Source organism: Oxalobacter aliiformigenes (assembly GCF_027116575.1).
Taxonomy (GTDB): Bacteria; Pseudomonadota; Gammaproteobacteria; order Burkholderiales; family Burkholderiaceae_D; genus Oxalobacter; species Oxalobacter aliiformigenes.
Map to the genome: position 1 here is coordinate 707,048 of NZ_CP098252.1, position 15,385 is coordinate 722,432.

Sequence of the window (15,385 nt, forward strand, 5' to 3'; positions counted from 1 at the left end):
GATTTCTGCCGGATTTTGCCTTTGTCGTATTCGCCCGTATACTGGAAAACAAACTCCCTTTTGACGTTCCGATATGACTGTCGTTGCAAAGAATATTTTTTCCTACGTCTCTCGCAAGGTGAAACGGGCCGGTGCCGCTCCTTTCCTTCCCATGTCGAAAAAGGAAATGGAGACACTCGGCTGGGATGCCTGCGATATCATCATCGTTTCGGGAGATGCCTATATCGATCATCCCAGTTTCGGTGCCGCCATTATCGGACGGGTTCTGGAAGCTCAGGGATTTAAAGTCGGCATCATTGCCCAGCCGGACTGGAAATCGGTACATGATTTCCGCACGCTGGGGCGGCCGAAGCTGTATTTCGGCGTGACATCGGGGAATATGGATTCGATGGTCAACCGCTATACGGCGGAGCGGAAAATCCGGTCGGATGATGCCTATACGCCGGGGGGCGTCGCGGGAAAACGACCCGACCGTGCCTTGCTGGTTTATGCGCAGAGGGTAAAGGAGGCCTATCCGGGTATTCCGGTAGTGATCGGATCCATCGAGGCCAGTCTTCGCCGTGTCGCTCATTACGATTACTGGTCCGACAAGGTCCGACGTTCGGTTTTGCCCGATTCCAAGGCAGATCTTCTGGTTTATGGTAATGCCGAAAGGGCTATTGTCGAGTTGTCTCACCGGCTGGCCGCCGGTGAGAAAATCGAATCGATCCGCGATTTGCGTGGAACGGCTTTCATGGTACCGAAAGGCTGGAAACCGGCAGAAGAATGGAGCGAAGTGGATTCCTCCCGGCTGGATACACCGGGGCCGGTCAGAAAACATCCCAATCCCTATTATCCGGAACAGGAACCGTGTCAGGCCATCGCAGGCCGGCAAAAGAGCGATACAACGCAGGCTGTCAGGGAAAGCCGGATCAGCCTGCGTCTGAAGGCGAACGGCCAGTCCGTTGTCCGGCTGCCGTCGTTCGAGCAAGTCAAAGACGATCCGGTACTTTATGCGCATGCGTCGCGTGTCATGCATCTGGAGTCGAATCCCGGCAATGCCCGGGCTCTGGTGCAGGCGCATGGTGAACGGGATGTCTGGCTGAATCCGCCCCCCTTGCCGCTGACGATGGAAGAAATGGACGGTGTTTATGGATTGCCTTATGCCAGAGCGCCGCATCCGGCTTACCGGGGAGAGCGGATTCCGGCATGGGAAATGATCCGGTTTTCCGTCAATATCATGCGGGGCTGTTTCGGGGGATGCACATTCTGTTCGATTACCGAGCATGAGGGCCGGATTATCCAGAGCCGTTCCGAACCCTCCATCCTGCGGGAAATCGAGGAGATCCGCGACCATGTAGAGGGGTTTACCGGGGTCATTTCCGATCTGGGCGGTCCATCGGCCAACATGTACCGTCTGGGATGCAAAAACGAAAAAGCGCAGCAAGTTTGTCGTCGGCTTTCCTGTGTCTATCCTGAAATTTGCAAAAATCTCGATACCGATCACGGCAAACTGATTTCGCTTTACCGGAAAGCGAGAGCGTTGCCGGGTATCCGGAAAATTCTGATCGGCTCCGGTGTCCGCTACGATCTGGCGGTCAGGTCACCGGAATATATCCGTGAGCTGGTGACACACCATGTCGGCGGTCTGCTGAAAATCGCACCGGAACATACCGAGCCGAACGTGCTTTCCAAAATGATGAAACCGGGTATCGGAACGTATGATGCGTTCAAGAAACTGTTCGACCGTTATTCGAGGGAAGCAGGCAAGGAACAGTATCTTGTTCCGTATTTCATCGCAGCGCACCCCGGAGCGACGGACGAGGATATGCTGAATCTGGCCTTGTGGCTCAAGAAAAACCGTTTCCGTCCGGATCAGGTCCAGACATTCATGCCGACCCCGATGGCGATCGCCTCGACAATGTACCATACCGGAAAAAATCCTCTGGAGCCGGTATCCCGCGATTCCGAAAGAGTGGAAACGGCGAAAAAAGGGCAGGTACGACGATTGCACAAGGCTTTTCTCCGTTATCACGACCCGGAAAACTGGCAGCTTTTACGGGAATGGTTAAGACGTCATGGCCGTTCCGATCTGATCGGAAACGGACCCGGGCAACTGGTTCCGGCATGGAAGTCCGCTCCGGTTCCATTGATGGACCGTTTTGCTTCGTCTCGGAAACCGGGGCAATCAAAGCGTGCGGAGCCGGGAAAAAACAAATTGGCGGCACAATCTCCCCGTGCGCAGCAGGGGGATGGCAAAAAAGGGCAGTTTGCCGGAGCAAGCCGTCACCGAAAAGGTTTTTCTGTCCGTTCAGGACGTTGACGGTCATGATATCCCTGGAGGGACTGAAAGGCCGAATTGTTTTTTTTTGCAATGTTCGCATGACTGGAAAAAAGAATATTTCGCTCATTGCACTGTCTCTGCTGAGTTTTTCGCTGGCAGATGTGCGGGATGGACTCGGTCCCTTTCTGGGCGTGTATCTCCAGGGAAAAAACTGGATGCCGGATGAAATCGGTTATGTCATGACGGTCGGCGGACTGGCCGGCATGTTGCTGACGACGCCTCTTGGTGCACTGGCTGACGGGACCAGGAAAAAGCGGTCGATGCTGGCCGTGGCAACGGGAATGATCGTTCTTTCCGTTATGATGATTTTCCGCTGCCATTTTTTCCCTGTCGTTGCCGGAGCGCAGATCGTTCAGGGAATCATGGCTGCGGCTGTGGCGCCGTTATTGACGAGTATCACGCTGGGTCTGGTCGGTCAGAAAGGACTGGCGCACCGCCTTGGCCAGAACGAGGCCTGGAATCATTTCGGCAATTTCTCGACGGCTGTTCTCGGTGGGCTGGCCGGTTATTATTACGGTATTCCGGGTGTTTTCGGCGTCATGCTGGTTATGGGATTGTGTTCGGTCGTTTTTGTTTTCATGATCAATCCCGGCCTGATTGATTACGATACCGCACGCGGGCTGGAAAAGGAAAAAAATGCAGTTCCGACTCCGGCTGGTCGTCTGCTTGCAAACAGTGCCATTATCGTGACCGGACTGATACTGTTCTTTTTTCATTTGGGAAATGCGGCACTTCTGCCTTTGTTGGGACAGTCGGCGGTTGCCTCATTCAAGGTCGATCCGGCCGTTTATACGGCAGCGACAGTCGTCATCGCCCAGTTGACGATGATTCCGATGGCGTTGCTGGCGGCAAAACTGGCCGAAAAACGGGGGTATGGGCCGGTTTTTCTGTTCGCCCTTCTCGCCTTGCCGGCAAGAGGGCTGGTGGCCGGTTTCTGGCACGACCCGTGGAGCATTGTCCCTGTCCAGATTCTGGACGGTGTCGGTGCCGGGCTGATCGGTGTGGCAACACCCGGTATCGTGGCGAAAATCCTGCGTGGAACCGGGCATGTCAATATGGGACTGGGTATTGTCATGACCCTTCAGGGAATCGGTGCAGCGTTGAGCAGTACCGTAGGCGGTCTGTTTGCATATCATGCCGGATATGGCGCTGCATTTCTGGCATTGACGGTATCGGCATGTTGTGCGCTGGCACTGTTTCTGGCTGCCGGCAGATGGTTGCCGCCTTTCGGAACAGAACTGGTGAACTGATTCTGCTTTATCGCAACGTTCCGTGAAAAACCGGAGCGGTCCCATAGAGGGATAAAGCGAGTTTTTTCCCGAAATTTAGTAAAATGTCTCTTTTTACCGGCATTTCTGGTTTATAGTGTCTCGTTTTCCGTCTGACTCGTCTTTTTTTCTGCAAGCTAATGAAAAACATCCGTAATTTTTCCATTATCGCTCATATCGACCATGGCAAATCGACGCTTGCCGACCGGATCATCCAGTTGTGCGGTGGTCTGTCGGATCGTGAAATGGAAGCGCAGGTGCTCGATTCCATGGATCTGGAAAGGGAACGGGGCATCACCATCAAGGCCCAGACAGCGGCCCTGAATTACAAGGCCAGAGACGGACAGATCTATAACCTGAATCTCATCGATACCCCGGGACATGTCGACTTCAGCTATGAAGTCAGTCGTTCCCTTTCCGCCTGTGAAGGAGCGCTTCTGGTTGTGGACGCTTCACAGGGGGTGGAAGCGCAAACGGTGGCGAACTGTTATACCGCGCTGGACCTGAATGTCGAGGTCGTACCGGTTTTGAACAAGATCGATTTGCCGTCGGCCGATCCGGACAATGCCCGCTCTGAAATCGAGGATGTTATCGGTATCGAGGCGACCGATGCCGTTCTTTGTTCCGCCAAGACGGGGCAGGGAGTGGAAGATATTCTGGAAGCGATCATCGCGCGGGTTCCTCCGCCGCAAGGCGATCCGGATGCCCCGTTGCAGGCCCTGATCATCGATTCCTGGTTCGACAATTATGTCGGGGTCGTCATGCTGGTTCGCATCAAGAACGGTACCCTGAGACCGAAGGAAAAAATCCGGCTGATGGCGACCGGATCGGAATATCTGGTGGAAAATGTCGGTGTTTTTTCACCGCGTTCGCAATCGAAAGAATCCCTGTCGGCCGGTCAGGTCGGTTTTGTCATTGCCGGCATCAAGGAACTGAAGGCGGCAAAAGTCGGGGACACGATCACGCTGGCTTCCCGTCCCGCCAGCGAACCGCTTCCGGGGTTCAAGGAAGTGCAGCCACAGGTTTTTGCCGGATTGTTCCCGGTTGAAGCCAATCAGTACGATGCCTTGCGCGATTCGCTGGAAAAGCTGAAGTTAAACGATGCGTCGCTGCAGTATGAACCGGAAGTTTCCCAGGCGCTGGGATTCGGTTTCCGTTGCGGTTTTCTCGGCCTTTTGCATATGGAGATCGTACAGGAACGGCTGGAACGTGAATTCGGCATGGACCTGATCACCACTGCGCCGACAGTCGTCTATGAGGTCGTTCTGAAAAACGGTGACGTGCTGAAAGTGGACAATCCGTCCAAGATGCCGGATCCGGGACGGATCGAGGAAATCCGCGAACCGATCGTCACGGTCAATCTGTATATGCCGCAGGAATATGTCGGGCCGGTCATGACGCTGTGCAACCAGAAGCGGGGTATCCAGATGGATATGCATTATCATGGCAAACAGGTACGGTTGACCTACGAATTGCCGATGGCGGAAATCGTGCTGGATTTCTTCGACCGGATGAAATCCATTTCGCGGGGATATGCGTCAATGGAGTATGAATTCAAGGAATATCGTGCTTCCGATGTCGTGAAAGTCGATATGCTGATCAATGGCGACAAGGTCGATGCTCTTGCCATTATCGTGCATCGGGCCAACAGCCAGTTCCGCGGACGTGCCGTGGCGGCGAAGATGCGGGAACTGATTCCGCGGCAGATGTTCGACGTGGCCATTCAGGCAGCGATCGGTTCGACGATCATTTCACGTGAAAACGTGAAAGCGTTGCGCAAGAATGTCCTGGCGAAATGCTATGGTGGCGATATCACGCGCAAGCGCAAATTGCTGGAGAAACAGAAAGCCGGCAAGAAACGGATGAAACAGGTCGGTTCGGTGGAAGTGCCACAGGAAGCGTTCCTGGCTATTTTACAAGTGGATGAAAAATGAACATGCAGTCCTTGCTGGGTAATTTCGCCCTGATCCTTTTCATATTGATGGTGGTCACGGGGGTTATCTGGTTTTATGACAAGCTGGTGCTTGCCAAAAAGCGGAGAGCGGCGGCGGAAATGGCGCTTGCCGCGTTCGATGAGCGCAATGCGAAACTGAAAGCGCAGGGAATCGCGGTGGACGAATCGGGGCGTGCGACACTGAAAGAAAAACTGCTGAAACGTCCGGTATGGGTGGAGTATTCCGGCAGCTTCTTTCCGGTCATTGCCGCGGTATTTTTCATTCGCTCGTTTTTGTGGGAACCTTTCCGCATTCCTTCGAGTTCGATGGTGCCGACGCTTCAAATCGGTGACATGATTTTGGTCAGCAAATACAGTTACGGAATCCGTCTGCCGGTCGTGAACCGGAAAATCGTCGATTTCGGCGATCCGCAAAAAGGGGATGTCGTCGTTTTCAAGTTTCCCAAGGACACGTCGCTTGACTATATCAAACGGGTTGTCGGGGTGGGCGGTGACAGGGTGGAATACCGGAACAAGAAACTGATCATCAATGGCGTGGAATCGAAATACCAGCCGCTGGGCGATTATCTCGATACGGAAAGCCTGACCTATTCGAAGGAATTCGAGGAAGATCTGGCGGGGGCGGGAGTGCGTCACCATATTCTGAACGACGATCGCGCACCGAATTATGTCCCGCATCCCGACCGTTTCCCGAACCGGAACATGTGTACCTACAATGTGGAAGGGTTCGCCTGTACGGTGCCCCGGGGGTATTATTTCATGATGGGAGACAACCGGGACAACAGTCTCGATAGCCGTTACTGGGGGTTCGTTCCGGATGACTATATTGTCGGGAAGGCGTTTCTCGTCTGGATGAATCTGGGCGACATGACACGGATCGGCGGTATCCGGTGATAGAAATGCCGGACAGGGAAAATACTGACTTTGCACAAAAATGACGCGTCGGGATTTGCAATGATAAATCTGAAAATACTGCAGGAGAGAATCGGCTACACTTTCCGTAAGCCGGATTTGCTCCAGCTGGCGATGACGCACCGGAGTTACAGCGGTCATCATAACGAAAGGCTTGAGTTTCTGGGTGATTCGCTGCTGAATTGCGTCACGGCGATCAATCTGTATGAGCGTTATACCGGTTTGAATGAGGGCAGTCTTTCCCGCCTGCGTTCCAGTCTGGTCAGGCAGCAGGCGTTGTATGAAATCGCCCAAAAGCTGGAACTTTCACGTTTTCTGCTGCTTGGCGAAGGAGAGCTGAAAGCGGGAGGATTCAAGCGGCCGTCCATACTGGCCGATGCGATGGAGGCATTGTTCGGTGCGGTTTTTCTGGATTCGGATTTCGATACGGTCAAGCAGGTTATCAGCCGGCTTTTTGCCGGCATGATGAAAGAGCTTGATCCGGAGACGTATGGAAAGGATGCGAAAACACAGCTGCAGGAATATTTGCAGGGACACAAGATGGCACTGCCGGAATATCATGTCGTGGCAACACGCGGAGCGGCCCACAATCAGGAATTCGAGGTCGAATGCGTGATCGGGAAATTCGATATTCATGTCTGTGGAACCGGCAGCAGCCGGCGTGCCGGCGAGCAGGAAGCGGCCCGAAAGGCGCTTGTTGAAGTGACGGATGCCATGAAAAACCGGAGAGCGGCTTCTTCGGGAAAGCAGAAACAGAAAGAGAAGCCGATGAAACTGATCGGCGTTCCCGTATCCCGGCAGGAAACTTCTGCCGATTGAGCGTTACCACTTCCCACAAAATGAGGTTGACATCATGACAGATCAGAAAGACAGCCATTTCCGTTGCGGTTATATCGCGATCGTCGGCCGCCCGAATGTCGGCAAGTCCACGCTGATGAATGAACTGATCGGTGCGAAGGTCAGCATTACTTCCCGGAAGGCGCAAACGACCCGTCACCGGATTATGGGGATCCAGACGGATGACGATGCCCAGTTCGTTTATGTCGATACACCCGGTTTCCAGACACGGTACAACAATGCATTGAACAAAAATCTGAACCGGACGGTCAAGGACACCCTTTCCACGGCGGATGTGATCGTTTTTGTTGTGGATGCCGGTGTTTACGGTCCGGCCGACCAGCAGGTACTGGATCTGATACCGGAGAGTGTTCCGGCGATTCTGGTCATCAACAAAACGGACAAGGTAAAGGAAAAGGCGGAACTGATTCCGTTTGCCGAGAAGATCGCCGCATTGCGCGATTTCGCCGCCATTGTGCCGGTGTCCGCACGCCAGCGTTTCCAGCTGAACCGGCTGGAAGAGGAAATCCGGCATCTTTTGCCGGAAAACCCGCCCTTTTTCTCGCTCGACGATGTAACGGACCGCAGTGAGCGTTTCATGGCGGCGGAAATCATCCGTGAAAAAATATTCCGTTATACGGGTGATGAGTTGCCCTATACCAGTACAGTCGTGATCGAACAGTTCGAACGCAAGGAAAAGATCTGTCGTGTTTTCGCTGCCGTTCTGGTGGAACGCGATGCGCACAAGGCGATGATCATCGGCCACAAGGGCGAAAAACTGAAAGAAATTTCCACGGAGGCCCGTCTGGATATGGAAAAAATGTTCGGTGTCCCCGTTTATCTGGAAATCTGGGTCAAGGTCAAATCCGGCTGGGCGGATAATGAAGCGGGTTTGAGAGCTTACGGTTACGAATAGGATACACCGTACGGAAAAGATATGTCGATGTCTCCGGATGAATCCGATGAAGCCGTTGTACCGGCCACCGGCAGTATGGAAGTGCCCGGTAACGTCACCCGCGAACCCTTGCGGCGCTCATCCGTCTCGAAACAGGGGGCGGACACGCGGATTACCGAACAGCCCGGTTTTGTCCTGCACAGTTATGTCTACCGTGAAAGCAGCCTGGTTGTCGATGTCTTTACCCGTGATTATGGCCGGGTGGCGCTGGTGGCGAAAGGGGCAAAGCGTCCCGCTTCCCGTCTGAGAGGTGTTTTACAGACGTTTCAGCCGCTTTCAGTCGGCTGGTCCGGTAAATCCGAATTGAGAACCCTGACATCGGCCGAATGGGTCGGAGGCATGATTCCGCTGGACAGTTCCGCCTTGCTGTACGGGTTTTATCTGAATGAGCTGCTGATCAGGCTGCTGGCGCGGGAAGACCCACATCAGGGGCTGTTTGAGCAGTATGTCCGGGCATTGACACGTCTGGCGACTTCCGAATCCGCACAGACAGTCCTCAGGATTTTCGAGCTGGCGCTCCTGAAGGAAACGGGAGTGGCGGCCGATTTGTCGATCAATGCAAAAGACCGGCGTCCGGTTGAGCCGGAAGGTATTTATGTCGTCGATCCGGAAAACGGTCCGCGTTTCGCGACGCTGGAAGACACGGCGCCCCGTGTTTCGGGCAAAACGCTGCTTGACATGGTCAGCGAGGATTATTCCGATCCTCAGACCCAGTTGCAAAGCAAGCTTCTGATGCGTTTTCTGCTGGCCCATCACTTGAACGGTGTTCCCTTGCAGACACGGAAAATACTGATAGACCTGCGTCAGCTGTGACAAAAGGGTAAACTAGACCCATATTATCGTTCTTTTTTCTTTAGCCTATGAGTTTCTTTGAACCGAATGGCCCGGGTATCGAACTGGGCGTCAATATCGACCATATCGCCACACTCCGCAACGCGAGAGGCACTGCCTATCCCGACCCGATCATGGCGGCCCTGATGGCGGAGGAGGCCGGGGCAGATGCCATTACGCTGCATTTGCGTGAAGACCGTCGCCACATCAAGGATACGGACGTCCGCACCATCCGTCCGCTTCTGGTGACGCGCATGAATCTGGAATCGGCCATTACTTCGGAAATGATCGATTTCGCCTGCGAAATCCGGCCGCAGGATGTCTGTCTGGTTCCCGAACGCCGGGAAGAACTGACGACGGAAGGCGGACTGGATATCGTCCGTTATTTCGATATTGTCCAGTCGGCCGTCGAACGGCTGACCGATGCCGGCATCAGGGTCAGCCTTTTCATCGATCCCGAAGAGGAACAGATCATAGCCTCTCATGAGGCGGGGGCTCCCGTTATTGAACTGCATACCGGGCGTTATGCCAATGCATTCGATGCAGCGTCGGCGGAGCATGAACTGGAGCGGATATACGAAGGCGTGAAAGAAGGTATCCGCCACGGTCTGAAAGTCAATGCGGGGCATGGTCTGCATTATGAGAATGTCGTGCCGGTTGCGGAAATCGAAGGAATTGCGGAACTGAATATCGGTCATGCCATTGTTGCCAAGGCGGTTTTCTCGGGCTGGAAAAAGGCGGTTTCCGATATGAAAGCGCTGCTTGTCGGAGCCAGGCGACCGAAGGAAAACTGATTTTGGCATGGAGAGTACGGCATGATTTACGGTATCGGAACCGACATGATTCTGATTACACGATTGCAGGCGGCGCTGAAAAGGCACGGTGACCGTTTCGCGGAGAAAATACTGGGACCACAGGAAATGCAGCGTTATCTCCATCGCAAGGCAAAAGTGGAATTGCGCGGATTGCGATATCTGGGAACGCGCTTTGCAGCCAAAGAAGCTTTTTCCAAGGCATTGGGGCTGGGAATGAGAATGCCGATGACCTGGCGCTCCATGCAGCTTTTGAATGCGCCCGGCGGCAAACCGGAAGCGGTATGCAGCGGAAAGCTGAAGGAACATATGGAAAGACTGGGGCTGAAGGCGCAGGTATCGGTGACGGACGAGGCGGAATATGCCATGGCATTCGTTGTCATCGAACAGGCAAACGACTGAAAAACATCAACAGACAGGATGAGAATATGTTATCGGCAAAAAGTATTTTATTGAGCGGCAAAAGAAACAGTTACGGTCCCGTTATGCTGGATGTGATCGGTTTGCGTCTTCTGGAGGAAGATATCCGGAGAATCCGTCACCCGCTGACGGGCGGAGTTATCCTGTTTGCCCGCAATTACCAGAACAGGGAACAGCTGATGGCTCTGACACGCGCCATCCGCAAGGAACGTCCCGATATCCTGATCGCCGTGGATCATGAGGGAGGACGTGTCCAGCGGTTCCGTTTTGACGGATTTACCCGCCTGCCTCCCATGCGGGCACTGGGCAAACTGTGGGAGAACGACCCAATCGAGGCTTCCCGGGCCGCCACGGCAACGGGGTATATCCTGGCCTCCGAGCTGAGAGCGTGCGGTATCGATTTTTCGTTCACGCCGGTGCTGGATCTGGATCATGGCGTTTCGGCTGTTATCGGCGACCGGTCGTTCCATCGCAATCCGGATGTGGTCACTTTTCTGGCGAAAAGCCTGAATTACGGGCTGTCGCTGGCGGGAATGGCCAATTGCGGAAAACATTATCCCGGACACGGATATGCCACGGGGGATTCCCATACGGAAATCCCGGTAGACGATCGTTCACTGGATGACATTCTTTCCGAAGATGCCGTTCCGTACAGAGGGCTCGGTATGAGTCTGTCCAGTGTCATGCCGGCTCATGTGATTTATCCGAAAGTGGATGCCATGCCTGCCGGTTTTTCGAAAAAATGGCTGTCGATCCTGAAAAACGATCTGGAATTCGAGGGCGTGATTTTCAGTGACGATCTCAGCATGGAAGGGGCCAGTGTGGCCGGGGATATCGTCTCGCGGGCAAAGGCTGCGCTGGATGCCGGTTGCGATATGGTGCTTGTCTGCAATTCTCCTGCCCGGGCGGATGAACTGTTGTCCGGTTTGCCGTTGCTGTCGGAAGAAGCCATGCGTATCTGTACGGCCAAAATCGGCAGTTTGGTACCGAAAGCGCCGGCACTGGACTGGGATACCCTTCAGGCGGAAAAACGTTACCAGCGTGCACGCTCCATTGTCGAGGCAATCGCGCAGGACTGAAGAAAGGTATGTCGGAAGAAAATCGGAACGGTTCACTGCGGGATACGGAGTCCCCGGCCGAGGCAGCGTCTTCGGTAAGACAGGATGTGCTGGGCGCCGTCAGGCAGTTGCCTCATTTGCCGGGGGTTTACCGGTTTTTTGACAAGAACGGCAAGTTGCTCTACGTGGGAAAAGCGCGGGATCTGATCCGGCGAGTCAGTACGTATTTCCAGAAAACGTCGCCGTCTCCACGTATTGCCATGATGGTCGAGCGTATCGCGCGACTGGAGACGACGGTGACGCGCAGCGAAGTGGAAGCGTTGCTGCTGGAGAGCAATCTGATCAAGACGCTTCACCCGCATTACAACATCATTTTCCGGGATGACAAGTCCTATCCCTATCTGAAAATAACGGGGCAGCGTTTCCCGCGTGTGGTGTATTACCGGGGAGCGGTTGACCGGAAAAACCAGTATTTCGGGCCTTTTCCCAATGCTTCGGCCGTTCGGGAAACGATCCAGATTCTGCAAAAGGTTTTCCGGTTGAGAACATGCGAGGACAGTGTTTTCAAAAACCGGATCCGGCCCTGTCTTCTTTACCAGATCGACCGTTGCAGTGGCCCTTGTGCAGGTCTGATCGCTGACGAGGATTACCGGCGCGATGTCGAAAATGCCGCACGTTTTTTGCGAGGCGGGCAAACCGCTGTACTGGGTGAATTGCAGGAAAAGATGGAGGGCCATGCGGCAAGGCTTGAATTCGAGGAGGCCGCTTCCGTCCGGAACCAGATCGCGGCCCTTTCGCAGGTTTTGCAGCAGCAAAGTATGGAGGCGGATAACGATGCCGATGTGGATATCATTGCCGTTGTCGTCAAAGAGGGACACGCCTGCGTCAATCTGGCGATGGTCAGGGGCGGGCGTCATCTGGGCGACAAGGCCGTTTTTCCCGGCAATATGGGCAATGCGGTCGATCATGAGGGCGACAGGCCGGAAATTCAGGTTTTGAAGGCGTTTTTGGCGCAGCATTATGTCGACGGGCAGATTCCCGCAACCCTGATCCTGAATCAGGAACTGGACGATCCCCAGTTGCTCCTGGCGCTTTCCGGACAATGCGGTCACCGGATACATCTGGTGTTCCAGCCTCAGGGACAACGGCGTTTCTGGCTGGAAATGGCGCAGAAAAATGCAGCGATCGCACTGGAGGGGATTCTTTCACAGTCGGATCTTCAGCTTTCCCGTGTCAGGGCGCTGATCGATCAGATGAAACTGGATATCGACAATCCCGACAATTTGCGAATCGAGGCGTTCGACATCAGTCATACACAGGGGGAAGCGGTTCAGGCTTCATGCGTCGTTTTTCATCATTGCGCAATGCAAAATGCGGAATATCGGCGTTACAATATCGCAGGAATTACTCCCGGGGACGATTATGCCGCCATGCAACAGGTGTTGACCAGACGTTATGAGAAACTGGTCGGCCACGAGGATCTTATGCCCCATATTGTTCTGGTGGATGGAGGAAAAGGGCAGGTCTCGATGGCTTCCCGTGTGTTTTCCGAACTGGGGCACGATTTGGGGCGGATCGTCGGTGTTGCCAAGGGCGAGGGCCGGAAGGTCGGTCTTGAGACGCTTGTCTATGCCGATGGTCGTTTGCCGCAGGAACTGGGAAAGGAGTCGGGGGTCCTGATGCTGGTCGCGCAGATCCGTGATGAGGCACACCGCTTCGCGATTACCGGCATGCGGGCCAGACGGGACAAGAAAAGACATGCTTCACGTCTGGAAGAAATCGAGGGAGTCGGAGCAAAAAGAAGACAGCGGCTTCTGGCACGTTTCGGAAGCGTTCGTGGCATTGCCGATGCTTCCGTAGACGATTTGGCGACAGTGGAGGGAATTTCCTATCGTCTTGCTCAACAGATATACGATCAGTTGCATTAAAATAACGCCTTGTATTTTTTAATGTTCTCTGCGATATGAAAGTACAGACCTTTAGTGGAACCTGCAAGAATCAAGTTATGCCGTTCAATTTGCCTATTTTCCTGACCTGGCTGAGAGTCGCACTGGTCCCTCTGCTGGTGGGGATTTTTTATCTGCCGGAAAACTGGATATCTTCTTATGCACAAAGCCTGACAGCCGCGCTGATATTCATCGTGGCGGCCATTACAGACTGGATCGACGGTTATCTCGCCAGAAAATGGAACCAGACATCGGCATTCGGTGCTTTTCTGGATCCGGTCGCCGACAAACTCATCGTCGCCGGTTCCCTGCTGGTGCTGGTCCAGCTGGGGCGGGTGGATGCCATTTTGGGATTCATCATTATCGGGCGCGAGATCGCGATTTCCGCATTGCGGGAATGGATGGCGAAGATCGGTGAATCCCGGTCTGTTGCGGTAAGTTCTCTCGGAAAGGTGAAAACGATTGCCCAGATGGTGGCCATTCCGATGCTTTTGTTCCATAACAAGCTGTTTTATTTTATCGATACAGGGTATATCGGTACCTATCTTCTGGTCATCGCAGCGATTCTTACCGTCGTGTCGATGTTGTATTATTTACGCAAGGCATTGCCACTGATGAGGTAAGTTGCCAACAGGGCCTTGACAGATTCGGGCAAAGTGCTAGAATGCACATCTCTAACGCGGGAGTAGCTCAGTTGGTAGAGCGCAACCTTGCCAAGGTTGAGGTCGAGAGTTCGAGACTCTTCTCCCGCTCCAAATCTTCATCGCATTCTGGAGAATTGGGACCGGTTTTTCTGGTAGATGTTATCGGGTCTGTCAGTTGTCGTTTGGTGAATGTGATGCGGGAGTAGCTCAGTTGGTAGAGCGCAACCTTGCCAAGGTTGAGGTCGAGAGTTCGAGACTCTTCTCCCGCTCCATAAAACATCCTTTGCCGGTTCTTCGTTTTTTCGGTTTTGCTCCGGTTTTTTGATGGCAGGATAGCAAAGTGGTTATGCAGCGGCCTGCAAAGCCGTAGACGTCGGTTCGATTCCGTCTCCTGCCTCCATCAAGTCTTTTTCAGAAACAGTCCGAAAGTTATCAGAACAGGTAACGATCGTTGCTTTCGCCTCGGAACCGTCGGGTCTTTTGTGAATGGGATGACGTGGCGGCAGGTTTTTATCCGGATACTGTCGCAGGTACGGGTCGGGAGTCTGTCCCGGTTCATCCGGAAAATTTTCCGGAGACAGTTTCGATGAAAGCGGATGTCTGAAAGTGACAGGATATGAAACGGATTACCTCGAAAGATAACCCGCAATACCGCAAGCTGAAACAGTTTGCGTCCAATTCTGCTGCAGCTCGCAGAGAACGGTATGCCATACTGGATGGCGTTCATTTATGCCAGTCCTATCTCGAACATGTGGGCCATCCCGCCTTGTGTGTGGTGAGCCAGACATCGCAATATCATGCCGAAGTGTTGGAAATCATTGCCGAATGCGAAAAGGGCAATGCACAGTGCTTGCTTCTGCCAGACGGCCTTTTCCGTCCGTTGAGTCAGGTCGACAATGGCGTAGATATTGTTTTTCTCGTGTTGAAACCGGTTTATGACACATTGCCGGAACTGGTCCAAAATGCGGTGTTGCTTGACCGAATTCAGGATCCGGGCAATGTCGGTTCGATATTACGCAGTGCCGCGGCTTCCGGAATCAGACAGGTTTATTGCAGTGTCGGGACCGCGTCTGTCTGGACGTCGCGTGTTTTGCGTGCGGGAATGGGGGCGCATTTCCTGTTGGAAGTCTTTGAGAATGTATCGCTTGAAACCTTGATCGAAACATCGAAAATTCCGGTTGTCGCCACGACGCCTTATGCCCGTTCGACAATATACGATATCGATCTCCGATCTTCGGTCGCCTGGCTTTTGGGGCATGAAGGAGGAGGCATCAGTGAAAGTCTGATGGAAAGGGCGAGTGACAGAGTGGTTATTCCTCATGCCGGCCTGATGGAGTCATTAAATGTCGCCGCCTGTGCCGCAGTGTGTTTTTTTGAACAAATGCGGCAATGTCTGTCTGGCCGGAAATGATCCCGATTTTCTGT

The 15,385-nt window shown here is 53.7% G+C and carries 13 protein-coding genes and 3 tRNA genes; all 16 read left to right on the forward strand.

Annotated features, from left to right (window positions below; genetic code table 11):
- The first annotated feature begins 73 nt into the window (after window positions 1-73).
- Entirely contained in the window at window positions 74-2,302 is a 2,229-nt protein-coding gene (locus NB647_RS03345) for a YgiQ family radical SAM protein (RefSeq protein ID WP_416143446.1), read from the forward strand.
- A gap of 59 nt (window positions 2,303-2,361) precedes the next feature.
- Window positions 2,362-3,573, forward strand: coding sequence for an MFS transporter (locus tag NB647_RS03350; RefSeq protein ID WP_269284168.1), 1,212 nt, complete (start codon window positions 2,362-2,364; stop codon window positions 3,571-3,573).
- 158 nt (window positions 3,574-3,731) lie between these two features.
- Entirely contained in the window at window positions 3,732-5,525 is a 1,794-nt protein-coding gene (lepA, locus tag NB647_RS03355; RefSeq protein ID WP_269265161.1) for a translation elongation factor 4, read from the forward strand.
- Window positions 5,526-5,527: 2 nt separating this feature from the next.
- A complete protein-coding gene (gene lepB / locus NB647_RS03360) occupies window positions 5,528-6,439 on the forward strand; it encodes a signal peptidase I (RefSeq protein WP_269284726.1) in 912 nt (303 codons plus the stop codon).
- Between the two features lie 60 nt (window positions 6,440-6,499).
- On the forward strand, window positions 6,500-7,276 hold the full coding sequence (gene rnc, locus NB647_RS03365) for a ribonuclease III (protein WP_269265163.1): 777 nt from the start codon (window positions 6,500-6,502) through the stop codon (window positions 7,274-7,276).
- 34 nt (window positions 7,277-7,310) lie between these two features.
- Window positions 7,311-8,210, forward strand: a complete 900-nt coding sequence (gene era, locus NB647_RS03370; protein WP_269284170.1) for a GTPase Era — start codon at window positions 7,311-7,313, stop codon at window positions 8,208-8,210.
- A gap of 21 nt (window positions 8,211-8,231) precedes the next feature.
- Complete coding sequence (gene recO, locus NB647_RS03375) at window positions 8,232-9,062, forward strand: DNA repair protein RecO (protein ID WP_416143496.1); 831 nt, start codon at window positions 8,232-8,234, stop codon at window positions 9,060-9,062.
- 47 nt (window positions 9,063-9,109) lie between these two features.
- Complete coding sequence (gene pdxJ, locus NB647_RS03380; protein WP_269284171.1) at window positions 9,110-9,874, forward strand: pyridoxine 5'-phosphate synthase; 765 nt, start codon at window positions 9,110-9,112, stop codon at window positions 9,872-9,874.
- A gap of 21 nt (window positions 9,875-9,895) precedes the next feature.
- On the forward strand, window positions 9,896-10,294 hold the full coding sequence (gene acpS / locus NB647_RS03385; protein ID WP_269265168.1) for a holo-ACP synthase: 399 nt from the start codon (window positions 9,896-9,898) through the stop codon (window positions 10,292-10,294).
- A 26-nt stretch (window positions 10,295-10,320) separates the two neighbouring features.
- Window positions 10,321-11,391, forward strand: coding sequence for a beta-N-acetylhexosaminidase (gene nagZ, locus NB647_RS03390; RefSeq protein ID WP_269284181.1), 1,071 nt, complete (start codon window positions 10,321-10,323; stop codon window positions 11,389-11,391).
- 35 nt (window positions 11,392-11,426) lie between these two features.
- Window positions 11,427-13,298, forward strand: coding sequence for an excinuclease ABC subunit UvrC (gene uvrC, locus NB647_RS03395; protein ID WP_416143579.1), 1,872 nt, complete (start codon window positions 11,427-11,429; stop codon window positions 13,296-13,298).
- Window positions 13,299-13,375: 77 nt separating this feature from the next.
- On the forward strand, window positions 13,376-13,939 hold the full coding sequence (gene pgsA / locus NB647_RS03400) for a CDP-diacylglycerol--glycerol-3-phosphate 3-phosphatidyltransferase (RefSeq protein WP_269265172.1): 564 nt from the start codon (window positions 13,376-13,378) through the stop codon (window positions 13,937-13,939).
- Window positions 13,940-13,995: 56 nt separating this feature from the next.
- A tRNA-Gly gene (locus tag NB647_RS03405) sits at window positions 13,996-14,071 on the forward strand.
- A gap of 85 nt (window positions 14,072-14,156) precedes the next feature.
- Window positions 14,157-14,232: transfer RNA gene (locus tag NB647_RS03410), tRNA-Gly, on the forward strand.
- Between the two features lie 54 nt (window positions 14,233-14,286).
- Window positions 14,287-14,360 (forward strand) — tRNA-Cys (locus NB647_RS03415).
- A gap of 216 nt (window positions 14,361-14,576) precedes the next feature.
- Window positions 14,577-15,371 (forward strand): TrmH family RNA methyltransferase, encoded by a 795-nt coding sequence (locus NB647_RS03420; protein ID WP_269284183.1) that lies wholly within the window; start codon window positions 14,577-14,579, stop codon window positions 15,369-15,371.
- Window positions 15,372-15,385: the final 14 nt, after the last annotated feature.

What these genes read in the sequence shown, in the direction of transcription:
- pdxJ (WP_269284171.1), top strand. Translation starts at nt 9,110, where the DNA reads ATGAGTTTCTTTGAACCGAATGGCCCGGGTATCGAACTGGGCGTCAAT.
- NB647_RS03420 (WP_269284183.1), top strand. Translation starts at nt 14,577, where the DNA reads ATGAAACGGATTACCTCGAAAGATAACCCGCAATACCGCAAGCTGAAA.
- era (WP_269284170.1), top strand. Translation starts at nt 7,311, where the DNA reads ATGACAGATCAGAAAGACAGCCATTTCCGTTGCGGTTATATCGCGATC.
- recO (WP_416143496.1), top strand. Translation starts at nt 8,232, where the DNA reads ATGTCGATGTCTCCGGATGAATCCGATGAAGCCGTTGTACCGGCCACC.
- pgsA (WP_269265172.1), top strand. Translation starts at nt 13,376, where the DNA reads ATGCCGTTCAATTTGCCTATTTTCCTGACCTGGCTGAGAGTCGCACTG.
- lepB (WP_269284726.1), top strand. Translation starts at nt 5,528, where the DNA reads ATGCAGTCCTTGCTGGGTAATTTCGCCCTGATCCTTTTCATATTGATG.
- acpS (WP_269265168.1), top strand. Translation starts at nt 9,896, where the DNA reads ATGATTTACGGTATCGGAACCGACATGATTCTGATTACACGATTGCAG.
- rnc (WP_269265163.1), top strand. Translation starts at nt 6,500, where the DNA reads ATGATAAATCTGAAAATACTGCAGGAGAGAATCGGCTACACTTTCCGT.
- NB647_RS03350 (WP_269284168.1), top strand. Translation starts at nt 2,362, where the DNA reads ATGACTGGAAAAAAGAATATTTCGCTCATTGCACTGTCTCTGCTGAGT.
- lepA (WP_269265161.1), top strand. Translation starts at nt 3,732, where the DNA reads ATGAAAAACATCCGTAATTTTTCCATTATCGCTCATATCGACCATGGC.
- nagZ (WP_269284181.1), top strand. Translation starts at nt 10,321, where the DNA reads ATGTTATCGGCAAAAAGTATTTTATTGAGCGGCAAAAGAAACAGTTAC.
- NB647_RS03345 (WP_416143446.1), top strand. Translation starts at nt 74, where the DNA reads ATGACTGTCGTTGCAAAGAATATTTTTTCCTACGTCTCTCGCAAGGTG.